The sequence below is a fragment of the Bacteriovorax sp. As-1 genome (assembly GCF_058446905.1).
Map to the genome: position 1 here is coordinate 400,254 of NZ_CP184341.1, position 21,538 is coordinate 421,791.

The following is a 21,538-nucleotide window of genomic DNA, read 5'->3' on the forward strand; positions in this document are numbered from 1 at the left end:
AATAATTTTGAGCAATTAAAGCCCTTAGAGGGACAAAATTTCCTCGGGAGCTTCCTCTAAAAAGTGGCAATGCTCCCGTGAAATTTGTGAAAACTAAGCTCGTTGCTCAACCTTCTTGGAATTTCCGTAGATCACTTCAAGAAGAGAATTGACCACCTGATGAGTGTTTGAAACCTGAACTTTTAATTCATCTGCGGCCAGTGAACACTGTCTTGAAGCATCGGCGTTCTGATTAGTCGCCAGACCAATTGACTCCAGGGCCGAGTTGATTTCACTCACTCCCATCGACTGCTCTTTTGTGGCCTCTGTAATTTGCTTACTCATCGACACCATTTCAGTGATGTCGTTATTAATTTCATCTAAGGCGCGCTTACAACCATCGGCCGTGCGCACTCCTGCCAGAACCTTATCTTCCCCTTGAGTGATCAGTCTTGTAACATTCTCTCTTGTGGCACTAATAATGCTCTCGACTCGCGCATTACTTTGCTCAAGTAGAGTCCTGATTTCTTCGGCCGCTCCACCTGACATCTCTGCTAATTTTGACACTTCCTCAGCAACGACAGCAAATCCTTTTCCGGCCTCACCCGCTCTTGCCGCTTCTACAGAAGCGTTGAAAGAAAGAAGCTTCGTCTGGAAAACGATTTCATTAATAACTTTTGTTTTTTCGTTGATGTTGTTAATCAAGTCAACTATCTCTCTCATTTCATTGTTACTCTTTTCAACTTGTTCACTGATTTCTCTGTTTGATTTAGAGATCGCATCAATTGAGGCGAGCATATTATTAACTGCGTTTTGCCCGTTAATCGCTGATTGTTTACTAGACTCTGCTTTAGCAAGGCTGTTTTGCGTGTTTTCTGCCGTCGTCTGAATCATACTCGCTACCTCGGTTGTCGCTGTCACTGTTTCCTGAAGTGCTGAAGCCTGCTCCGTCGTACTTGATGAAAGACTATTTGAAGCATCACTCACACGGTCAGCATTTTTTCCTACTTCATTTGAACTAGTGCTCAGCTGATCGGCAATGTACTGAAGAATTTTGCTGAGGCGTAAAGAAAAGATCATCGCCCCAACAATAGAGATAGCAATGGTTAAAACGGCAATCACGCTCATGAGAGTTTTTGATTTCATCGCCAGTTCATTTGAATCTTTTGACCACTGAGCACTTGACTCAACAATATAGTCATCCAGGTCCAGAAGTCTTTTTTGATGGTCTAATGCAGTCGACTCGATCCCTACCAGGACCTCTTTCATTTTTTCAACTTTTCCAGCTTCATTTGAATTAAAAAGCGCGAGTACTTTTTCTCCCGCCGCCAGAACTTTAACTGCTTCTTCATCGACACTGCTTAATTTCTGCTCTTCTTCTTTTGAGAAGAATGTTTTTTCTTTATATTCTTTAGTGATCTCGCGGTAACGAGTGATTGACTTATTTAAACCTTCAATTGCTTTTTTTGATTCTTCTGCATTTTCTGCAAACAGGGTCAGCTTAAGTGAATCAGCACGCAACTGTGCAGCACGAGCGCGTAATCCTGAAATATCCCCTAACTTCGGAACGCTTTGGATAACTAGTTTTTCGTATTCTTTTACAACATTGTTTAAACTCAAATAGCCAGTCAAGGCCAGAATGATTAACCCCAAACAGACAAAGATCATCCCTGCCGTTAATTTTCCTTTTAAACTCATGCACACTCTCCTTAGCTAAATAACTAAGTCTAAGTATACTTTATAAACAAAAAACTTCTAGACTGAATCGAGCTCTTGAGGTGTGATTATCTTTTTACTTGAGCTAATTGATACCCCAATTGAAGCGAAGATAATAAGAGCAATGGCCATACACTGCACAAAAGACAAGCGCTCTTGTAAAAAAAATAATCCTGAAAGAGCTGCACACACTGGTTCAAGGCTCAAAAGAATTCCAAACTTTTTTTTTGGAATGCGCTTAAGTGAATACATCTCCAGTGAGTATGGAATCGCACTTGAAAAAAGAGCGACGCCAATACCAAAAGGCAGAATGCTCCAGGTTAAAAAACTCATGCCTTGTGAAGCAATGCCTACTGGTACGACAACAATTGCGGCCACAATCATCCCAACTGCCGATACTACGCCAGATGAATGATCTTTTCCTGCACGTACACCAAAATGAATGTAAAGGGCCCAGAAGAAGGCCGCAAGGAAGGCCAGAAAAATCCCCAGACCATCAAGGGCGTTTTGAATATCTCCTAGCGGAAGAATTAAAAGCACTCCAACAGCTGCAAGCAGCACCCAAAAATAATCTAAAAGCTTTTTAGAAGATAAAACTGTGATAGCTAAAGGGCCGGTGAATTCAATCGCGACAGCAATCCCCAGAGGGATACGGGCAATGGCCAGGTAGAAAAAAAGATTCATTAAACCCAAGCTTCCACCGTAAAAAATAAGTTCTTTCAGATCTTCTTTTTGAAATGTTGATCTCCAGGGTTTCCAAATCGCGCCGAGGATGACGGCTGCAAAAAATAATCTCAACGCCGATGTCCCCATTGCTCCAGCGACCGGGAAAAGGTGCTTAGCAAGTGAAGCTCCTGACTGAATAGAAATCATTGCCAGAAGAAGAACCATAATGGGAAACAGAGTTGATTGTGGAGAAACTATTTTTTTAATCATCAGCGCTATTATAACAGTTCTTTTTCTAAAGTCAGGAGTTTCTCTTTGACCTTCAGCCCTCCAGCATAGCCAGTCAGTGTACCATTGCTTCCTATTACCCTATGACAGGGAATAATGATGCTAATAGGATTTTTTCCGTTGGCCGCACCTACGGCCCGTACCGCCTTAATGTTTTTTATTTTTTTGGCGATATCAGTATAGGTGCAAGTTTTGCCATAAGGAATTTCAAGCAGGGCTTCCCAGACGCTTTTTTGAAAAGTCGTTCCCTGCAAATCAAGCTTGATGGTAAAAGTTTTGCGTTTCCCGACCAGGTATTCCGACATCTCCTCGACGGTTTTTTTCAGTACCTGATGTTCAGAAATATCTTTGATATAAGGAATGTCTTGTTTCTTCCAGAAAGCTCCCCTGAGTCCGTCTTCCGAAGCCACCAGATAGATTGGACCAACTGCTGAGTGAAATTTCCATTGAAAGAGTTTTGTTTTCATAGAGGGATTGTATCTGAGGAAAAAGAATTTGAATGGCGGGATTCGGACGTGGACAAAAAAAAGCCGGCACATAAAGTGCCGGCCGTATTTCAAACAATTACTTGTTGATTACTTTTTGGATCCACTCTTGTCCGTAAGCTACGTTTGAGTAGATTCCGTATTTCTTAGCTCTGGCACAACCTTCTCCAAAGCTTACCACTCCAATAAGAGTTTGTTTTTTAGACACTTCATCTTTTACGATTAGCGGTCCACCAGAATCACCTTGGCAAGAGTCCTTTCCACCTTGGTCGTATCCAGCAGCGATCATCGATTCATTGATAGCTCCGTTATAAGCTTCACGAGCGTTTGCTCTCTCACGGCTAACAAGTGGAACATCTACCATTCTCATCACAGATGGCTGGCTTCCGTTTTCACGAGTTACACCCCATCCAAGAACTGTCGCTACAAGACCTTCTTCTAAACCACCTGATGTTTCAAGGTTTGAGTCTGCCATTTCGATTTTTGAAAGCTTAGTGTTTTCGAAATCGATTGGAGATGCAAGCTCAAGAAGAGCGAAATCGTTTGAGCTCTTTGAAGATGAGTATTCCGGGTGAACGTATGACTTTAGAACCTTAAGTTTTACTCTGTCTGAAGCATATAGGTTAATGCTTCCACCAGTTACTGCGCGTGTGAAAAGCGACTTACAGTGAGCTGCCGTCAGAATCCATTTAGCGTCGATGATGCTTCCAGCACATCCACCGCCAATGCTTACGATAAAAGAAGCATCAGTTTTAGAATCTACTTCAACTCCACCAACGATTTTTGGAACTACTTTAAAAGCTGGAAGAGCTGCATTTACAGACGTCATTGTCAGAGTTGCGAGCATAAGGAAAATCATTTTCATATTTAAACTCTCTTGGTTTGAAGTGATTTAATGATTTTTCTACCTTCACCATTCTCTGACAAGCGACGAATAAAGATGTGATTTAAAGTTAGAAAGAGGCAAAACCTTTCACTCGGGTATTACATTCCCTTACTTTTCTCTTCTTGACCGTCAAAAATCCCTCGGGCAACATGGACATTCGTGGAGGTTTTATATGGGTAAACAATCTTTTCTTACTAGTCGTCCTCATCCGTGGCATGGAATCCAGATTGGAAAAGGGGCCCCGAAAGTGGTGAAGGCCTATATTGAAATTGTTCCCAACGATGCTATTAAATACGAAATCTGCAAAGAGACGGGTTATATCAAGGTCGACAGGCCACAAAAATTCTCCTCTCTTCCCTCGGTTCTTTATGGATTTGTCCCTCAGACTTACTCTGCTGAGAAATCTACGGCCCTTTCTAAAGTCGCCACTCATGGAGATGGTGACCCCGTCGACATCTGCGTCCTTTCTGAGCTTTCTATCGAGCGCGCTGACATCATTATGGATGTCAGGATTATTGGTGGGATTAAACTCATTGATAATGGAGAGGTCGACGACAAACTTATCGCCGTTCTTGACGGTGACCCTTTTTACGAAGGTATTAACGACATTTCAGAAATACATCAAGTCATCATTGATCGCATGAGACATTACTTTTTAAGCTATAAAACCATTCCAGGTGAACCTCCAAAGACCAAAATTGAAGCGGTCTATGGGCATGAAGAGGCTTTCAAAGTTGTTCACGCCGGAATGGAAGATTACAAAAATCACTTTGATTAATCAGCGTAACTTTTGATCTCTGAATTATGCAGTCTACGGTAGAGATGAGAGCGATTTAAGTCCATATGAGACTTAAGCCCCATGGCCCCAAGCATTTCAGCGACAATCTTAAGTGTTTCCTGGTGATAGTTTTTCACCCTCAAACGTTTACTAGGCACATGCAGCCCCTGAGCAAGATCTGGGTTTTGAGTGGCAATCCCTGTCGGACAATTATTAGTGTTGCATTTAAGCGCCTGAATGCAGCCCAAGGCCAAAAGCATGGAGCGGGCACTGTAAACAGCATCGGCCCCCAGACATAAAAGCCTGACGAGATCAAAGGCCGTGGCCACTTTTCCTGTCGCAATGATTTTGATTTCATCTCTAAGCCCTGCTTCCTTTAATTTGTCAGCAACATAAATCAGGGCGTCTTTCCCAGGTGTCCCGATATGATTCGAAAACTCCAGCGGAGCTGCTCCGGTTCCTCCTTCGGCACAGTCCACGACGATAAAATCCGGGTAAAGCGCAAGCTTTTTCATCGTGCTGATTAGTCCATCAAACTCATGGGCATGGCCTAAGCACATTTTTATCCCAATGGGCTTTCCTCCTGAAAGTCCTCTGAGTCTTTGAATAAACCAAATCATAGATTCAGGATCGTGAAACGCTGAATGTCCTGGAGGAGAAATAACATCTTTATTCATCGGAACATTTCTGATCTTTGAAATTTCCTCTGTCACTTTTCTTGCCGGTAAAATCCCTCCGTGTCCCGGCTTTGCCCCTTGAGAAAGCTTAATTTCAATCATCTTCACTTCAGGTCTAAGCGCATTGAGCTTAAAATAATCCGGATCAAATTTTCCTTCTTCATCACGGCATCCAAAATACCCGGTTCCAATCTGCCAGATAATGTCTCCCCCATTTTTGAGGTGGTGTGAAGAGAGTCCTCCTTCTCCTGAATTGTGGGCAAACTCTCCATCGCGTGCTCCACCATTAAGAGAAAGAATAGCATTTTTTGAAAGTGAGCCGTAACTCATGGCCGAAATATTTAAAAGTGAGGCCGAATAGGGTTGCGTACAAAGCTTGCTGCCAATGCGCACCCTGAGCGTTTTTGGATCAATATGTGTTGGATAGAGAGAATGAGTCACAAACTCATACCCTTCTTCATAAAAATTTTGTTGAGTCCCAAAAGCAATAGTGTCCACTTGTTTTTTTGCCCTCTGATAGACAATCGATCTGGCCTCACGGCTAAAAGGTCTCCCTTCAGTATTGGATTCAATGAAGTACTGATTAATCTCTGGCCTGATTTCTTCCAGAAGGTAGCGCAAGTTTCCCACTACTGGGTAATTCTTCTTAATCGCATGAGAGTTCTGCCATAAATCTCTCAGTCCAACGATGGCCAGAGGTAATAAAATAATTAAAAGTACCAGCGCCCATGGCATAAAAAAATAAGCGAAAACTGAAAGTGCAGAAACACAAACCAAATACAAGTAGAAGAACTTCTTCATAAAGATTCCTAAAAAGTTGTCTTAAAAAATGTGAGGGAATCAATGGGGTGACTGGGGTAAGAAATCCAGTCCTAACTATAGTGTGATAGTTTTTCTAGAAGAAATTTGAAAAAGTGATGTGTGTCTCATGCTCATGGCCAGAGATATTAGCAGAATAATTTTTTAGGTCAACCGTAAGCTTTGACTCAATAAAATTATCATTTTAAGATCGCTTTATGGAATTTGGGAAACTAGAAAATATTGATTCCGTCCATTGGGAGCTTCCGATTGAAGATCCGGGCAATGCTTCGAGGGTTTCCCCGGGGCATGATTTTACCCTGCATTTTGGGTCCCCGGCCTGGGGGGCCAAAAATTGGCTTGGGAAAATCTATCCTCCTAAAACACCGCCGCAGGAATTCCTTTATTACTACTCTCGCAATTTTAACTCCATTGAGCTCAATACCACTCATTATAGAATCCCGGACAGTAAAACTATCAGTGAGTGGCTTTCAGCGGTCCCTGCTGATTTTAAATTCTCTCCAAAGCTGCACAAAGATATCTCCCACGCTAGAAATGGTTTAGTAGACACTACTCTCTTATCTCACTGGTGGGAATTTCTAAGCGGAATTCAAAACAACCTTGGACCTTGTTTTATTCAACTTCACGAGATGTTTTCTTATAAAGATAAAATGCTTCTTTTTCGTTTTTTAGAAAACTGGCCTTCGGAGTTTAAACTCTCACTCGAACTTCGCCATCCCAGCTGGTTTCAAAACGGAGTGATTCTTCCTCCGTTGGCCGATTATTTAAATAGAAAAAATATTGGTTTAGTTAAGGTTGGATTTGTCCCATTCGCCCCGATTGAAAATCGTTAAAGGCTTCCTGGATCTCGTTCATCGTGTTCATGACAAAAGGTCCATACCCTACAATTGGCTCATTGATCACTTCTCCACCCAGGAAAAGGATCTTAGCGTCCTCAGTGGCTTCGATTTCAAAAGTTGTTCCTTCTGTTTCAAGCACTGCGATCTCAGCGGCCTCTACCACTTTCCCTTCTGGGAGTTTAACTTTCCCACTCAGGACTAAAAAAGCGCTCGTATGGTTTTCCGGAACTGTGAAAGTTTTTCTATGCCCCTTACTTAAGCGAATGTCCCACAGGTTCATCGGTGTAAAAGTCATCGCAGGCCCTTTGTGCCCTTCAAATTCTCCGGCAATCACGCGCACGCTTCCAGCACTCGACTCAATTTTTGGAATATCGCTGTCTTTAATTCCCTGGTAACGAGGCTTCGTCATTTTATCTTTTTTAGGTAAATTTACCCACAATTGAACCATTTCAAACATTCCGCCTTTTTTGGCGAATTCTTTTCCATGTTTTTCAGTGTGAATAAGTCCACTCGCCGCCGTCATCCATTGAACATCTCCGGGACCAATAAGGCCTCCGCCGCCAGACGAATCTCTGTGTTCAACTTCTCCAGAGTAGACAATCGTCACTGTTTCAAAACCTCTGTGTGGGTGCTCACCTACGCCTCTGATGTGCTCACTTGGAGCAAACTCATAAGGGCCGGCATAATCCATCAGTAAAAATGGTGAAAGATGGCGTGCCTGGTTGTTGTAAGTGAACATGGATCTTACAGGAAAACCATCACCAACCCAGTGAGACTCGTGACTCTTAATCGAAAATAACATCTTTTTCATAACATAATTCCTTCCCTGGGATAGATAGGGGTCAGGGAGTAGCTTAAGTCTTTATTATACTAAATTTTTTGAGAGTTGATTAGAGAGGCAGGCAAGAAAGACTTTTCAGGCTATTGGATAATCCGCCCCGACTTTTCAGGGCGGATATTTATCCTAGGGAATTAGAAGTGTTTTTTTACAGTGTCGCAAACATACTGAAGCTCTTCAGTCGTGATGTAAGCAAAACATGGAAGGTTTAAAACCGCTTGAGAAATGTAGTGAGCATTTCCGTTGTCGATTTTTCCAGCTAAATAAGCAGGAGCTCCTGATTGCATGCTCATGGCACCAGGATAAATCGTCCCGAAACCAACGTTTGCTTTTTTAAGCGATTCAATAAGTGCAGGCCTTAGAGATGGATCAATCATCCCTACTGCACAGTAACCGTTTTCTTTTACGTTTTTAGTTGCACGAACTGGCTTAAATGGAAGACCTTTTAAAGCTTCTTCATAGAAGTTTACTGCGTTCATACGGCTCTTAATACGAGCGTCGATGTGCTTAAGTGACATATTTAAGAATAGCGACTCATAAGCACCAATGCGCGAGTTCCATCCGATCATTCCGTGAGAGTAGTGATCAGTTCTTCCGTGGTTAATGAGTGTACGGCAGTTTTTTGCGTACTCATCATTTGATGTAAAGATTGCTCCCGCGTCCCCTGAAGCCCCAAGAACTTTTGCAGGGTAAAAACTTGTTGTTGAAATTAAAGCTGTTCCTACAACTGATTGCCCGTCGATTTCTGTACCAAAGCACTGAGCTCCGTCTTCAATTAAAATAACACCTGCGTCTTTAGCAAATTTTCTGATCTCTAGAGTTTCTGGAGTGACCCATCCGTAAAGGTGAACCATGATGGCCGCTTTAGGTTTGAATTGCTCTACAGCTTTTTTAAAAGTTGCCAAGTCCCAGTGACAAGCTTCACGGTTAACGTCAACAGTAACCGGATTTGCTCCTACGTTAACAACCGCTTCGAATGTCGCCCAGAAAGTCATATCAGGAACAAGAACTTTGTCGTTCTTATCAACACCAACTGCACGTAGAGCAATTTGAATAGCGTCCGTTCCGTTAGCACAACCAATTGCGTGCTTTGATTTTGTGTATGTCGCAAGGTTGCCTTCCATTTCAGCAACAATCGGCCCGCCAACGAATTGAGTTTTATCAAAAAGTGAAGCCACTCCAGCTAAAAACTCATCGCGGAAACCTGGCTCAAAACGATTTAAAGTAATAAATGGAACTTGTTGAATGCTCATATGTATTCTCGAGGATAAAGTGTTAAATAACGCCTCAATTATCCAGTAGCTCTATCGAAGATGCAACCTCTCAGATGGGGATTTTTAATAACGCCAATAGCAATCCAGAGCTGTTAGTGCGTACATTTTCTAAAAAGCCAGGCGTTTTTCAATGAATTGTGAAAGCGCCTTGGTTTCTTCTGCTGAAACACTTGCTCTGCCTTCCATATCTCTTAACCAGGCCACACATCCAGTCAGATCAGCGAGTTTAAAAGCAAGTTCACGGGCTTCAGTTTCTAAGGCCACATCTCCCGCTTTATATAACTCCATTACCCATTGGTTGAGTTTCTTTAAACTCTCTTCGACTTTGCTTTTATCAGCGCGTTTAGATTTCTCTAATTCCGTTTTTAAGAAATTAATGAGAAGAGGCCACGACTGATCTTTTTTTAGAGCGCGAAGAAGATCTAAACTAAGAACATTCGTCGTTCCTTCCCAAATAGCAAACACTTGATTGTCTCGGTATAAAAGAGGAATCCCTGTGTCTTCGATATATCCTGCTCCACCAAAAACTTCTAAAAGTTCACTCGTCCATTGAACCGTTCTTTTTGCCGTATAAAGTTTTAAGACGGGAGTCAGAAGACGAAGAATCTTATTTAAGTCTTCTCTACTTGCTTTAAAAATATTGTTATCTTGATAAACTTCTTCATTGCCAAAAATTTCAGCAACTAAAAAAGTAAAGTGAAAAGCACCATTAAAATCAGATCGTGCTGAATCAAGGAGTCTTGCGGTTAAAGGATGTTGATCGATAATTTTTTCAAAGGCCCTTCTTCTCGTTGAATAATCTGTGGCAAGAGCAAGAATTCTTCTAAAGGCCGCAATAGATGTGACCGAATTATAAAGTCTCGTGACATTAAACATCGAAGCGATCTGCTTAACACCTTCGCCAACATTTCCGACCAGCTTTGCTTTTGCTCCGTGGAGCCTTAATTCTGCCGTCGGTAGTGCTTTTGTTCCCAATTTATCTTTTAAACGAAGAACTTCGATATTATTTAAAGATCCATCTGCTTTTTTTATTTCAATATAAAAAAGAGAAAGACCGCGGCTTCCTTTCACTGCATTGCCGTTTTCATCTTCAATGCGGGCAAGGGCCATCGACATCTCACTGGTGATCGCTGACGTAAACCACTTTGTTCCAAAGAGTCTCCACTCCCCATCAATCTTGCGGGCAATGGTTTCAGTATGAGAGACATCTGATCCACCTGTTCGCTCAGTCATCCATTGTCCTGAAGTCCAGAACTCTTTTGCCACATCAGACGTCAGGTGATTGTAAGTCGACTTTAACTCCTGATCTCCATAGAGCTCAATGAGTTTTGCCGCTCCATCAGTCATTGCTAGCGGGCATGAATAAAAAGCGCTCGAAGGGTGAAAGAGATAAAGTTTTGCAAATTGAACGATGCGCGAGTGGCTTCCGTATTTTCTTTCATAGCCAAGTTTGACGATTTGCTCTTCAGCGCTCACTTGGTGCAAATCAGTCCAACCGCGGTCAACCACAACAGTGTCGATGCGTTTTCCCCAAGGATCAAACTGCACAAGCTTAGGAGGATTGCTCTCAGCACTCTTGGCCATCTCTAAAACATCTTTAGTGACTCTTTCACCAAAGCGTTTTAAATCAGCTGTGACAGTGGCCTTCATACTCGCCGGAAGTTTTTCTTCGATGTAATTTTTTAAGACTTGATCATTATCAAACTGATTTCTTAAAACAGGACCATCTTGAAAAAATTCTTTCATCGCTCGCTCCCTAATGAGTTTTACCGTCCAAGTTTAACAAAGGAGAGCGTTTTTTCCAAACCTGCATTACCTGAGTGGAAGACTACAAAAATGAGAGTCTAATCCTGACGCAGGAATATGACCTGCGTCCTGGATAAAATGCATAAATGTTTTGACGAGCGCTGAGTTATTTTTCGTGTTCCAATAAGCGTAAATTTTCATCTTGGCCGAAAAGTCTTCTAGCGGAACAAAAACGGCATCGTGACGTGACTCCACCATTCGCTTAGATGTAAGTAAGTGACCTTTCCCGATAACCACTAAGTTTGCACAGCCTTCATTGTTTTTTTTGTAATAAGGTCTGATGATAACTCTATTGCCTCTTAAAAACTCCTGAAAGTCTTTTTGAAAGCCGAGATTTTCTGATTTTGGGTGAAAAATAAAAGGTTCATTATTGAGATCAGCTAGCTTAATTTTCTTTTTCTTTGAAAAAGGATGAAGGCGATTCACCCAAAGCCCCAGTTCTTGAGACTGAACTTCTCTGCAAACAAGACCTGGATCATTTAATCGCGAAATCGTAATGAGCACATCCACATCACCGCTTTTTAAACTTGATAGTTGATCGACATAAAAAAAGAAGGAGTACTCTTCAGAGGTTTTTTTGAAAATGGACAATCTGTACAGGCAAAAAAAGTTATCCTCGCTCACGGAGTTAAAGATGACCTCGATAGCCTTCCCAACCTTCTCGAATACTGGGGAGAAACAGCGATTCACTGCCCTTACTGCCATGGGTATGAACTCAAAGGATCTGATTTCGCCATCGTCGGTGAACCAGAGTACACTTTATATATTGCCGGGATTGTTAAACCGCTTTCAAATTCAATCAGCATTTTTGCCAATGGATCACAAAGATACAGCGAAGAGAATTTAAAGTTTATTCAGGATAAAAAGATTGAATTTCATCCAGAAAAAATTATACAACTCTTAGGAGCTAGTAAAAACTAGAAAGCCTCACTCTGGAAAATGGTGAAACGTATAAAAAGAACGCCATAATGATCAGACCATCAACATCTCTAAGCTCTGACTTAGGCGTAAAACTTGGGTGCGCTTTAACTCCTGAAGGAAATTATCCTGTCGAGATGAAAGTTAAATCAAGTATTGCCGGAGCTTTTGCTTGCAGTGAAATTGGTCACGAAGAACTTTAAATCAATTTAAAGTCTTTAGGGAAGTGGCTCCATTTATCAAGGTCACTTTCCTCTACTTCTTCTTCCGTCGCATTTCTTGCATTCCAAGCAATATTCACATGATGAATAAGGTGCTGCATGGATTTGTAAAAATCCTCATGAGCATACTCTTTTCCACTTTGGATTTTTTTCAACATGATTTCGATTTCTTCCTGAGCTTCCTGGAGATTGTAAGCGATATATTTGACGTTCATTTGTCTGGCCTTTTTTTGTGGTTTCTAAACAAAATAGTGCTCCTTTTTCCTATAAAAGACATGATGCTCATCGCAAAAAGCCCCTTTTCCTTTCCAGATGAAAGAGGACCTTGCTATCCTAGGCCGGTGAGTCTCAAAAAAATCAATCTTGATGTCAGACATTTTGCCCTTCCCGCTCCGCTGGTCGGAAGCATTGAAGTCCACTCTGGATTTGGTGGCACTCCTCACTCTGCTTTAGAAATTCATCAGATTTATCAAAAAGACAGCGCTAAAAAACGACCAGGCTATACGTCTGAAAAATTCTTAACATTAGGATTTGAAAAAAAGCCTTATGAGTTTGTCGTTTCGGGACGAGCTGATGGTTTTATTGAATCACCGACTCCGCTTTTTGAAGAAATCAAAACGGCCTTCAATGCTGAAGAGTTAAAAGAAAAACTCATTGAAGACAAAAATCATCCTTACCGTTGGCAGCTTCGCACTTATGGTTATCTTTATTACCAACAAACAGGCATCATTCCTGATTTAAAATTTATTCTTATTTCAACCCGTAACTTCAAAACAGTTGAGCTTGATATTGAACTTGATACTTTAGGTTATGAAGAATGGCTTGCACGCCGTTTAGAAGAGTTGGTAAAAGAAACGAAAGTTAAAGAAAAAATTTATAACAAAAGATTGGAAACTGCAGAGAGCATGCCCTTTCCTTTTCCTCACCCCAGACCTGGACAAATGGAATTAGTGCAAACCATTTTAGAAAGCTTTGCTGAGACTATTCCTCTTTTAATTGAAGCTCCAACAGGTCTTGGAAAGACAGCTGGCGTTCTCTACCCTTCACTCAAAGAGTCTCTTTCCCGCGGACAAAAGACTGTTTTTGTTACACCAAAAAACTCTCAGCACCAGGTGGCCGAAGCCGCCGTTGAACTGATGCAAGAAGGTGGAGCAAAAATTAAGAGTGTGACCATTACTTCTAAAAGCAAAATGTGCTTAAAAGAAGAAGTGCTCTGCAATCCAGAGTACTGTGAATTTGCCCGCGATTACTATACTAAGCTTGCTGAACATGACTTAGTTAATAAAGTCGCCAAAGTCAAAAAACTTACGATGAGGAAATTAAAGGCCCTTGGAGAAGAATATAAAGTCTGTCCTTTTGAACTTTCTCTTGAGGCCATCGACCGCTCAGAAGTTGTGATTGGTGATTATAATTACGTCTTTTCACCAAGAAGTTTAATCGGAAGGCTCACAGAGCCGATGATTAAGCCTAAAGAAAAACCTAACCTGATTATTGATGAAGCCCACAATCTTCCTTCAAGAGCTCAGGATTACTTCTCTCCTGCTCTCTCACTTGCAAATATCAAGAAGATTGAACTTGCCATGGCCCAGTCGCTCTCTTCAGAACATTTTTTAGATGAAGGAGTCGCGCTCACTCAATACCTGGCCGCTTTAATCAAAAAATATGCTGAGGGTGGTTCGCGCAAAATTACTATTGATCCTAGGCCATTTTTAGATATGGCCCAAAGTGTGCGCGAGTTTGTCACCCGCTATTTAGAAAGCGATGCCGATATCCGCGCCCATGATCCAGTGCTGGAGCTTTCAAATTTGATGAGTGGTTTTGTCGAAAGCCTCGAATTAAATGGAGACGAATTCTTTCAGACGTATCAGAAAACATATAACGATGAATTGTTAAAAATCACTTGTTGTGATGCCAGCAAAGAGCTGGCCCTTGCTTATAAAGAATTTAAAAACACTGCCGCTTTTTCAGCGACACTTAAGCCTTTTTCTTATTATCAACAACTCATGGGGTTTAATGAGAAAACAAAATGCGTGGAGTTCTCTTCACCTTTTGACCTGGATAACCGCAAGATCATGGTGATCCCACAAATTTCCACCAAGTACAAAGACCGTCACCAGAGTGCTCCAAAAATCAGTGAAGTCATTGAACGAATCCTTGCCGTTAAGTCAGGCAACTACATTGCTCTTTTTCCAAGCTTTGAATTTATGAAGATGGTTGAAGATAAAATCACTCTTCCAGGCTATCAGGTTCTTACTCAAAAAAAAGAAATGAAGATCAACCTTATTAAGGATTATCTGCATGAATTAAGAGAGGGACAAACCCCGACTCTTCTTCTAGGGGTGCAAGGAGGAGTTTTCTCTGAAGGTGTCGACTACCCGGGCGATATGCTGATCGGGGCCTTCGTTGTAGGTCCAGCTCTTCCTAACTTTGATTTTGAACGCGAACAAATTAAAAGTTATTACGAGAAACGCTACGGCAGTGAGAACGCTTTTGACTACGCATATGTTTTTCCGGCCATGGCCAAAGCGATCCAATCCGCTGGTCGAGTTGTCCGCACAGAAACCGATAGAGGGATCATTATACTGATTGACCCGCGCTTTTTAGAAGAAAGCTATTACCAGACGATGCCTAAGGAATGGTTTCAAGAGACGCCAAGAGAGCTAGTCTCTCAAAAAATTCTTCAAGACATTAAAGATTTTTGGGAGAAGAGTTCATGAAACTAAGTAGTCTTCCTCTTTTTTTCCTCGACCTGCAAACCACTGGCCCAAAACCAGGTAACGCTCATATTTTAGAGATGGCCTATGCCACCCTTACCTCTCCTGTCGAAAACTTCTTCGTAGAGCAACCGCAAGGTCTGGAAGTTCCAAGACGAATCCAAATGATCACAGGAGTAAGTGCCGAGAATATGAAGACGGCCATTGCCTTTCCTGAAGCAATGAGAAGACTTTCTTCTTTTGTTGAAAAGATTTCTTCTGATAAAAAAGCTATTTGCGTGATTCACTTTGCCCAATTTGAAAAACCGTTTCTGATGTCGGCCTTTGAGGCCATAAAAGAAGAACTTCCTTTTGTTATTCTTTGCACCCATGAAATCGCCAAGCGCCTTCTTCCCAATTTACCGACCAGAGGAATTAAAGGTCTCGCCGGGTATTTTGGATATGATGCGGGTGAATTGAAGCGCGGCCACTCTCACGTTGAGGCCACAAGGCTTATCTGGGATAAACTCCTTTCTCTTTTGGCCGAAAAAGAAATTTCAACTTTCGAAGAATTAGAAAACTGGCTTTCCATAACTCCAAAGGCGACAAGAACCAAATACGAATACCCACTTCCCAAAGAAAAGCGACTGACACTGCCTGATGTCCCTGGCATCTACCGCATGCTTAACTACAAAGGCGAAGTGCTTTATGTCGGTAAGGCCACGTCGTTAAAATCCAGAGTGAATAGTTATTTCCGCGGACAAAAAAAGCGCGATCCAAAAAAATTGGAAATGCTCACTCAGGTTCTCGATTTAAGAGTCACTGAATGCGCGACTCCACTGGAAGCGGCCCTGATGGAAACTGACGAGATTAAACGTTTAAATCCGCGCTACAATATCGCTCTTAAAAAAGGACAACGCTCACTTGTCTTTTTTGACCGCGACTTTATTTCCCTCTCTTCTACGCCAGATGATCTTCATACCATCGGTCCTTTTTCCCATGCCATGGTTTTTGAAGCGATGATGAAGTTTATCGAGTATTTAAAAGAAAAAGACCAAGGACTGCCCGATGAAAATACTTTCTTTGATCCCATGGACCCTGGGCTGATAAAAGCGGGGTTTGATCTTTTCTGTGAGACTCATGGCTTCTCTCCTGAAACTTTTACTTCAATGAGATCAATCATCGCTCAAGGCATCCTATGGCATAGACAAGAAGAACCAGAAGAAGAAATCGCCGACTTTGACGAAGAGACCATTGAAGAAATCGAAGAAGAGCTGGAGGAAGCAGAAGTTGTTCTCACTCCAGAAGATGTGGCTGCAAAGTTTGAAAGGCATTTCACTCGCATTGGCCACAGCTACCTGCGTGCGAGAAAAATTAACCGCATGTTAAACACTGATATCGATTATGCTCCCTTAAATTACCCGGCACGCTCTTTAAAAATCAGGAATGGTTACCTGGACAATGATGAGCATTCACACATTAATCACAGCTGGGCCGATCATTCGATTGAGACTTATGACCGCATGACAGTGCTTTTAAGTGAACTCGACAGGATTCGTTCACAAAATGGAACTTATCACATCTCTTTTATTTAATTTTTTGTGAAAAGTTATTAGCATCCTCTTCTAATAGACATTGTCTTTAAATTTTCTTATTCATAAACTTTCACTCTATGAAAACAAAAATCTTAACAGCACTAATGTTCTCTTTTATCACTCTAAACGCACATGCAGTAAGAACCCTTAACTGCACACCTTCAATTGACGATCGCCTGGGCCTGACTATCACTTTTTCAAAAGACATCTCTCCTGAAAAACCGTTTATTGGTTTCTATGAATTCGGCGCCACTCTAAAAGTCAAAAACCTAAATTCTAACCAGTCCTATACCAATTCAAATATCCGCATCACTCCTGAATTTTATACAACCGACTTAAATCTACGTGGAGATGCCGCAGGCGTTTACTTGAGACTGTCCCCACACTTTAGCGAGCACAATGTTTTTACTCATTACACAGGACAAGTGTTAATTAACGACCTTGATGTAAGAGCTTATTTCAATTTCACAGACAGGAATGGACAACCAGGATTACTTTGTAGGTAACTTTTAGGCGTCGGCAAATTTTAAAATCACTGAGCCAAGAACAATACAAAGAATGCCCAGGACATGGGCGATTTCGATTCTTTCCGAATAAAGAAGCCATCCGATTAAAACAGCAACCGCTGTTCCCATCCCTGACCAGATTGCATAGGCCGTTCCAATAGGAATGGTTTTAACGACTAAAGAAAGCATATAAATCGTCAGCCCATAAAAGAAAAGCACACCAAAATTGGGCAGCCAGTTCGTCATACCGTTTGAATGTTTTAAAGAAACTGTTCCTAAGACTTCAGAGACAATAGCGATCGTAAGATAAACCCAACTCATACGTTAAACATACTGTTTAGCTCCTGTGAAATTTCTTCCACAGAATAAAGCGTAGACTCAAAAGGTTTATACATTAATCCTTTATCTTCTTCTAAAAAGAAGCCATCACTATCAATGCTGGAAATATGATGATCAGCAAAGCCCTCTGCTAAAAGGGAAAGTTCGATTGGCGATACTGGAGGATTCACTTTCATGCCTTCAATAGAAAGCGATTGGAATTCATTTGGATTAGTGAAATAGCGGGCAAAATCATTCTTTAATAAATAGAACGCATAGTTGCTCGTCTCTTCAAGTTCCTGCATCTCTTTGTGGATGGCAAAGAACTGAGATGCCATGCGGTTGTAGCGAAGATCTGTTGGTGAAAACAGGATCAGGCGGCCCATGATCTCAACTGCTTCAAGACCCTTACTCGCGTAAAGGCCTGCGCGATTATAATCTTTAAGGCCCCTGTTTTTGATCTCAAGATTATTTAGGTAAAAAAGAATCTCTCCCTCTGTTGATAAGACGAAAGGGAGATTTTGAGACATCGGGAAATACTCATTGTAGTGCTTGGTTAAAAGCGTGAGAGTTCCCTGGTTAGTGCTCTTTAAAAGCACTCTGGCATTTCTGGCCGTTTCCATTATTAGCCCTGTGCAAATGTTCCCGGACGACCCTTTGGAATTGCACCAATTAACTTCTGCGTGTAAGCGTTTTGTGGATTGTTGTAGATTGTTTCTGCATCTGCAAGTTCAACAATCTTACCGCTGTTCATAACAGCGATTTCATCCGACATGTACTTAACAACTGAAAGGTCGTGAGAAATAAAAATATAAGTCAGCCCCATCTCGTCTTGCAGGTCCTGAAGCAGGTTTAATACTTGAGCCTGAACAGACACATCGAGAGCAGACACTGATTCGTCACAAATTAAAAATTCTGGTTTTAAAGTCAGAGCGCGCGCAATACAGATACGCTGTCTCTGTCCACCAGAGAACTCGTGCGGGTAACGGTTTAGAGCATCGGCCGAAAGACCTACTTTCTCTAAAAGCATCGCCGCTGTTTCCAGGCGCTCTTTTTTCGTCCCGATATCGTGGATCACTAGAGGTTCAGTGATGATATCTCCAATCGTCATTCTCGGGTTCATTGATGAGAACGGGTCCTGGAAAATGATCTGCATTTTTCTTCTTAGTGCACGCATCTCTTCCGGGTTTTTCTCAATGATATTTTCACCCATGTAAATGATTTTCCCTTCAGTAGGTTCAATCAGACGCAGGATCGTTCTTCCCAGAGTTGTTTTACCGCATCCAGACTCTCCTACCAGACCGAAAGTTCTTCCCTTTCTGATTTTGATAGAAACATCATCAACTGCTTTAAAGTCTTTAACTTTGCGGCCAAATAGTCCGCCTTTAATCGGGTAGTATTTCTTTAAGTTTTGAAGCTCAAGAATGACTGGGTTTTTTGCTTCATCAATTGATCTTGGAACTTTGTAATCTACCAGTGCCTGGTAGAAAGCTTTTTCATCTTTTAGGATTTCCTCAACAGTCGGAAGACGTCTTGGATTTTTATCTAGCTTTGGTCGACACGCCAGAAGGCCTTTGGTGTAAGGGTGCTCTGGGTTTTCGAAAAGCTCTTTACAAGTTTTTTGCTCTACCATGTCTCCACGGTACATAACTGCAACCTGGTCTGCGATATCAGCAACAACTGAAAGATCGTGCGTGATAAAGAGCATACTCATCTTGTGTTTTTTCTGAAGTTCAATCATCAGGTTTAAAACCTGCTGTTGAATCGTTACATCTAGAGCAGTTGTCGGCTCATCACAGATTAGAAGCTCAGGCTCACATGCCATTGCCATCGCGATCATTACACGTTGTTTTTGTCCACCCGACATTTCGTGCGGGTAAGCGTTTACTTTGTTTGATGGATCAGGAATTCCTACTTCAGTGAGTAGTTCAATTGTTCTTTTTCTTGCTTCTTCACGCGAGATATCCTGGTGAAGAAGAATGGTTTCATCGATTTGCTGACCAACAGTGAAAACCGGGTTTAAGCTGGTCATCGGTTCCTGGAAGATCATAGAGATCTTGTTTCCTCTCACCTGTCGCATATCTTTCATTGAAAGATTTAAAAGGTTCTGACCTTTGTATAAAATTTCACCGGTGATTTTAATCCCACCGTGATCTGGAAGCAGTCTCATGATTGCCAGAGATGTTACAGATTTACCTGAACCAGATTCACCTACTAGACCGATAGTCTTTCCGTGAGGAATATTAAGGTTTAAATCTTTAACGGCCTTAACCACTTTTCCATCAGAGATGAAAGTGACGTTAAGATTTCTGATCTCAATTAAGTTTTCTTGATTTGTACTCATAATAAATTCTTCTTATCCTCTCTATTTTTCCTATAAGAGAACATTGTAGCTGGCATCGGGCGAAGTTGAACGAAAAAAAGACAAGAATGCTGGATGAGTGTATTAGAAAAAGTTTGATAGGTCAAACATTAGTATTCCAAATTAAATCACAAAACATTTAACGAGATAATGCGACTCAAATTAACTCATTCGCGTAAATGCTTGGCCTCTTCAGGAGTTAAAAACTGCTTTTCTATCATGATGTGGTGCGAACCAAAATATAAACGCTGATCCACAAGCAAAGTATGGGAGGCCACACGCTTTCCGCCAAAATGGATTCCATTTTTTGAATTGAGGTCATAGACCTGAATAAAATTATTGGGATCAATCTCAATCATACAATGAGTTGAGGAAAGACTGGGATCATCAATAGCAATATCATTTTCCTGGCTACGGCCAAGATAAGTTTTCTTTTTTAGCTCAACAGTCGTGAGCTTCATCTCGCCTTGATAAAAAGCAATATGAATAGACATGCAATGACTCCTCTATTGTTAATCATTGACCTGAGATAATTTACTGTCAATTGTGAAAAGATTTTTTTTCGACTTCTTACTCGGACACTGAAAGGATTAACCTCTATGAATGAAGCTCTTGTGAATTTTGATACGATTTGTGAAAACTTCTGTGCATTAAAAAACCGACTAAAGCACTAACAAGCCAGATACTTCCCCCAATGAGAATAGACGTACGGACTGATGTCGTACGGATTAACCAAGGTGAAATGAGTGTAAAAAACAGAGTCATAGTCGACTCTGAGGCCAGGCGCAGTCGAAACATTTTGGTCAAGTCCTGCACTTTAAATTTTTTCTGAAGCATATCGATGAAGGCCAAATCATTCATCGGTCCAAAGAATCCAGCAAAGGCCGAGGCCAGGATAATCCACTCAACATCGGGGGCCAGTCCAATCAAAATGAAACCTATCCCTAAAAAGAGAAGCCCGTAAAAATAAAGCTCCCATAACCTTTTTCTTTCCCTATTCCCAAAATAAAGGGCACCAATAAAGTTCCCTACCCCGTATGAGGCCATAACCAATCCGAAATAACGAGGGTCATTGCCACTCATCTTATGCACTAGAAGTGGAAAGCCAATCGCGATAACCAAGTTCCAGCAACCGGCAGTGACGGCCTTAGAAAAGAAAACGTAACTCATTCCTGGAACACTGCGGGCCAGGTGAAAACCAGAGAGCACTGCCGTTTTAAAATTGCTCTTGGGCATCTTCGAGTAATCCATTGGCGGAAGGTATTTTTTTAACGAGTAAACGCAGTAAGCTGACACGCAAAATGTCACAGCATCAATAGTGAAGAAATGAATCATTGGAATAAAGGCAGATAAAAGTCCAACGATGGCCGGACCTATCATGCGGGCCATGCGAATGGTAGTGCTCATCAAACCATTCGTTGACTGCATCAGCTCAGTGTTGCCGGCAAGAATAGGAATAAGACCTTGAGTGGCTGGATCAAAAAAAGCACTGAGTCCGGCAAGTGTAAAGGCCATAACCCACAATAGGACCAGTGGTGTCGGCATAAAAAAAGAAACGACTACAGGAGTAAGAACAATCAATGCGCGGATGAAATCCACACACATCATCGTTCGCCTGGGATTCCAGCGATCGGCCCACTTGCCTCCGATAAAAGAAAGCAGCATAAGCGAAGCAGTCTGTCCTGCCGCCAGATAACCTGTGTCGGGACCCATAATCCCCACAGCAAGCCAGATAAGACCTACCCGGTAGATTTCATCTCCAATAGAAGAGAAGGCCTGGCCAAACCAGAGACGCAAAATTTGAGGCTGCTTAAGTGCCTTGATCATAGAAGATAAATTAGCACTTATTTCAGAAGTCGCCTCGATAAATATAT

Annotated in this window: 22 protein-coding genes; 7 read left to right on the forward strand and 15 right to left on the reverse strand. The window is 41.7% G+C overall.

Translation table 11 applies throughout. From position 1 onward, the window contains the following. Window positions 1-93: 93 nt before the first annotated feature. The 4 genes from ACN20O_RS02015 to ACN20O_RS02030 all read right to left on the reverse strand — a co-directional run bounded on the left by ACN20O_RS02015 (window position 94) and on the right by ACN20O_RS02030 (window position 3,999). A complete protein-coding gene (locus ACN20O_RS02015; RefSeq protein ID WP_491636698.1) occupies window positions 94-1,677 on the reverse strand; it encodes a HAMP domain-containing methyl-accepting chemotaxis protein in 1,584 nt (527 codons plus the stop codon). Between the two features lie 57 nt (window positions 1,678-1,734). After that, the gene (locus ACN20O_RS02020) at window positions 1,735-2,631 is read right to left on the reverse strand and encodes an EamA family transporter (RefSeq protein WP_491636700.1); all 897 of its coding nucleotides are present in this window, start codon (window positions 2,629-2,631) and stop codon (window positions 1,735-1,737) included. Window positions 2,632-2,639: 8 nt separating this feature from the next. After that, window positions 2,640-3,116: a methylated-DNA--[protein]-cysteine S-methyltransferase gene (locus ACN20O_RS02025; RefSeq protein WP_491636702.1), complete on the reverse strand. Its 477-nt coding sequence runs from the start codon at window positions 3,114-3,116 to the stop codon at window positions 2,640-2,642. Window positions 3,117-3,213: 97 nt separating this feature from the next. Next, window positions 3,214-3,999: a S1 family peptidase gene (locus ACN20O_RS02030; RefSeq protein WP_491636704.1), complete on the reverse strand. Its 786-nt coding sequence runs from the start codon at window positions 3,997-3,999 to the stop codon at window positions 3,214-3,216. Window positions 4,000-4,192: 193 nt separating this feature from the next. On the opposite strand from ACN20O_RS02030, the gene ACN20O_RS02035 reads away from it, so the two are divergent. Further along, window positions 4,193-4,798 (forward strand): inorganic pyrophosphatase, encoded by a 606-nt coding sequence (locus ACN20O_RS02035; RefSeq protein ID WP_491636707.1) that lies wholly within the window; start codon window positions 4,193-4,195, stop codon window positions 4,796-4,798. Here ACN20O_RS02035 and ACN20O_RS02040 read toward each other — a convergent pair. Then, entirely contained in the window at window positions 4,795-6,276 is a 1,482-nt protein-coding gene (locus ACN20O_RS02040) for an FMN-binding glutamate synthase family protein (RefSeq protein WP_491636709.1), read from the reverse strand. The two genes, ACN20O_RS02035 and ACN20O_RS02040, sit on opposite strands and share 4 nt — an antisense overlap. Window positions 6,277-6,491: 215 nt before the next feature. On the opposite strand from ACN20O_RS02040, the gene ACN20O_RS02045 reads away from it, so the two are divergent. Next, window positions 6,492-7,127: a DUF72 domain-containing protein gene (locus ACN20O_RS02045; protein ID WP_491636711.1), complete on the forward strand. Its 636-nt coding sequence runs from the start codon at window positions 6,492-6,494 to the stop codon at window positions 7,125-7,127. Here ACN20O_RS02045 and ACN20O_RS02050 read toward each other — a convergent pair. The 4 genes from ACN20O_RS02050 to ACN20O_RS02065 form a co-directional block, all read right to left on the reverse strand. Continuing rightward, window positions 7,084-7,944 (reverse strand): pirin family protein, encoded by an 861-nt coding sequence (locus ACN20O_RS02050; RefSeq protein ID WP_491636713.1) that lies wholly within the window; start codon window positions 7,942-7,944, stop codon window positions 7,084-7,086. The two genes, ACN20O_RS02045 and ACN20O_RS02050, sit on opposite strands and share 44 nt — an antisense overlap. 161 nt (window positions 7,945-8,105) lie before the next feature. Continuing rightward, entirely contained in the window at window positions 8,106-9,224 is a 1,119-nt protein-coding gene (locus ACN20O_RS02055; protein ID WP_491636715.1) for a DegT/DnrJ/EryC1/StrS family aminotransferase, read from the reverse strand. 129 nt (window positions 9,225-9,353) lie between these two features. Beyond that, window positions 9,354-10,991, reverse strand: a complete 1,638-nt coding sequence (locus ACN20O_RS02060) for an acyl-CoA dehydrogenase family protein (RefSeq protein WP_491636717.1) — start codon at window positions 10,989-10,991, stop codon at window positions 9,354-9,356. Between the two features lie 66 nt (window positions 10,992-11,057). Then, a complete protein-coding gene (locus ACN20O_RS02065) occupies window positions 11,058-11,555 on the reverse strand; it encodes a LysR family transcriptional regulator substrate-binding protein (RefSeq protein WP_491636719.1) in 498 nt (165 codons plus the stop codon). Between the two features lie 30 nt (window positions 11,556-11,585). Between ACN20O_RS02065 and ACN20O_RS02070 the strand changes: the two genes are divergently transcribed. Both ACN20O_RS02070 and ACN20O_RS02075 read left to right on the forward strand, forming a co-directional pair. Further along, window positions 11,586-11,972 (forward strand): hypothetical protein, encoded by a 387-nt coding sequence (locus tag ACN20O_RS02070; protein ID WP_491636721.1) that lies wholly within the window; start codon window positions 11,586-11,588, stop codon window positions 11,970-11,972. 47 nt (window positions 11,973-12,019) lie between these two features. Further along, window positions 12,020-12,172: a hypothetical protein gene (locus tag ACN20O_RS02075; RefSeq protein ID WP_491636723.1), complete on the forward strand. Its 153-nt coding sequence runs from the start codon at window positions 12,020-12,022 to the stop codon at window positions 12,170-12,172. Here ACN20O_RS02075 and ACN20O_RS02080 read toward each other — a convergent pair. Next, on the reverse strand, window positions 12,169-12,405 hold the full coding sequence (locus tag ACN20O_RS02080; RefSeq protein ID WP_491636725.1) for a hypothetical protein: 237 nt from the start codon (window positions 12,403-12,405) through the stop codon (window positions 12,169-12,171). The genes ACN20O_RS02075 and ACN20O_RS02080 overlap by 4 nt on opposite strands. Before the next feature lie 126 nt (window positions 12,406-12,531). On the opposite strand from ACN20O_RS02080, the gene ACN20O_RS02085 reads away from it, so the two are divergent. The 3 genes from ACN20O_RS02085 to ACN20O_RS02095 all read left to right on the forward strand — a co-directional run bounded on the left by ACN20O_RS02085 (window position 12,532) and on the right by ACN20O_RS02095 (window position 16,984). Beyond that, complete coding sequence (locus tag ACN20O_RS02085; RefSeq protein ID WP_491636727.1) at window positions 12,532-14,907, forward strand: ATP-dependent DNA helicase; 2,376 nt, start codon at window positions 12,532-12,534, stop codon at window positions 14,905-14,907. Next, window positions 14,904-16,478, forward strand: coding sequence for a GIY-YIG nuclease family protein (locus ACN20O_RS02090; RefSeq protein WP_491636729.1), 1,575 nt, complete (start codon window positions 14,904-14,906; stop codon window positions 16,476-16,478). The genes ACN20O_RS02085 and ACN20O_RS02090 overlap by 4 nt, the downstream gene beginning before the upstream one ends. Before the next feature lie 77 nt (window positions 16,479-16,555). Beyond that, on the forward strand, window positions 16,556-16,984 hold the full coding sequence (locus ACN20O_RS02095; protein WP_491636731.1) for a hypothetical protein: 429 nt from the start codon (window positions 16,556-16,558) through the stop codon (window positions 16,982-16,984). Between the two features lie 3 nt (window positions 16,985-16,987). On the opposite strand, the gene ACN20O_RS02100 is transcribed toward ACN20O_RS02095, so the two are convergent. From ACN20O_RS02100 to ACN20O_RS02120, 5 genes are all read right to left on the reverse strand, one after another. Beyond that, window positions 16,988-17,305: a DMT family transporter gene (locus tag ACN20O_RS02100; protein WP_491636733.1), complete on the reverse strand. Its 318-nt coding sequence runs from the start codon at window positions 17,303-17,305 to the stop codon at window positions 16,988-16,990. Beyond that, entirely contained in the window at window positions 17,302-17,925 is a 624-nt protein-coding gene (locus ACN20O_RS02105) for a hypothetical protein (RefSeq protein ID WP_491636735.1), read from the reverse strand. Before ACN20O_RS02105 ends, ACN20O_RS02100 begins: the two co-directional genes overlap by 4 nt. A gap of 2 nt (window positions 17,926-17,927) precedes the next feature. After that, window positions 17,928-19,646, reverse strand: a complete 1,719-nt coding sequence (locus tag ACN20O_RS02110; RefSeq protein WP_491636737.1) for an ABC transporter ATP-binding protein — start codon at window positions 19,644-19,646, stop codon at window positions 17,928-17,930. A 185-nt stretch (window positions 19,647-19,831) separates the two neighbouring features. Beyond that, a complete protein-coding gene (locus ACN20O_RS02115) occupies window positions 19,832-20,158 on the reverse strand; it encodes an FHA domain-containing protein (protein WP_491636739.1) in 327 nt (108 codons plus the stop codon). Window positions 20,159-20,261: 103 nt separating this feature from the next. Then, window positions 20,262-21,491 (reverse strand): MFS transporter, encoded by a 1,230-nt coding sequence (locus tag ACN20O_RS02120; protein ID WP_491636741.1) that lies wholly within the window; start codon window positions 21,489-21,491, stop codon window positions 20,262-20,264. Window positions 21,492-21,538 lie beyond the last annotated feature (47 nt).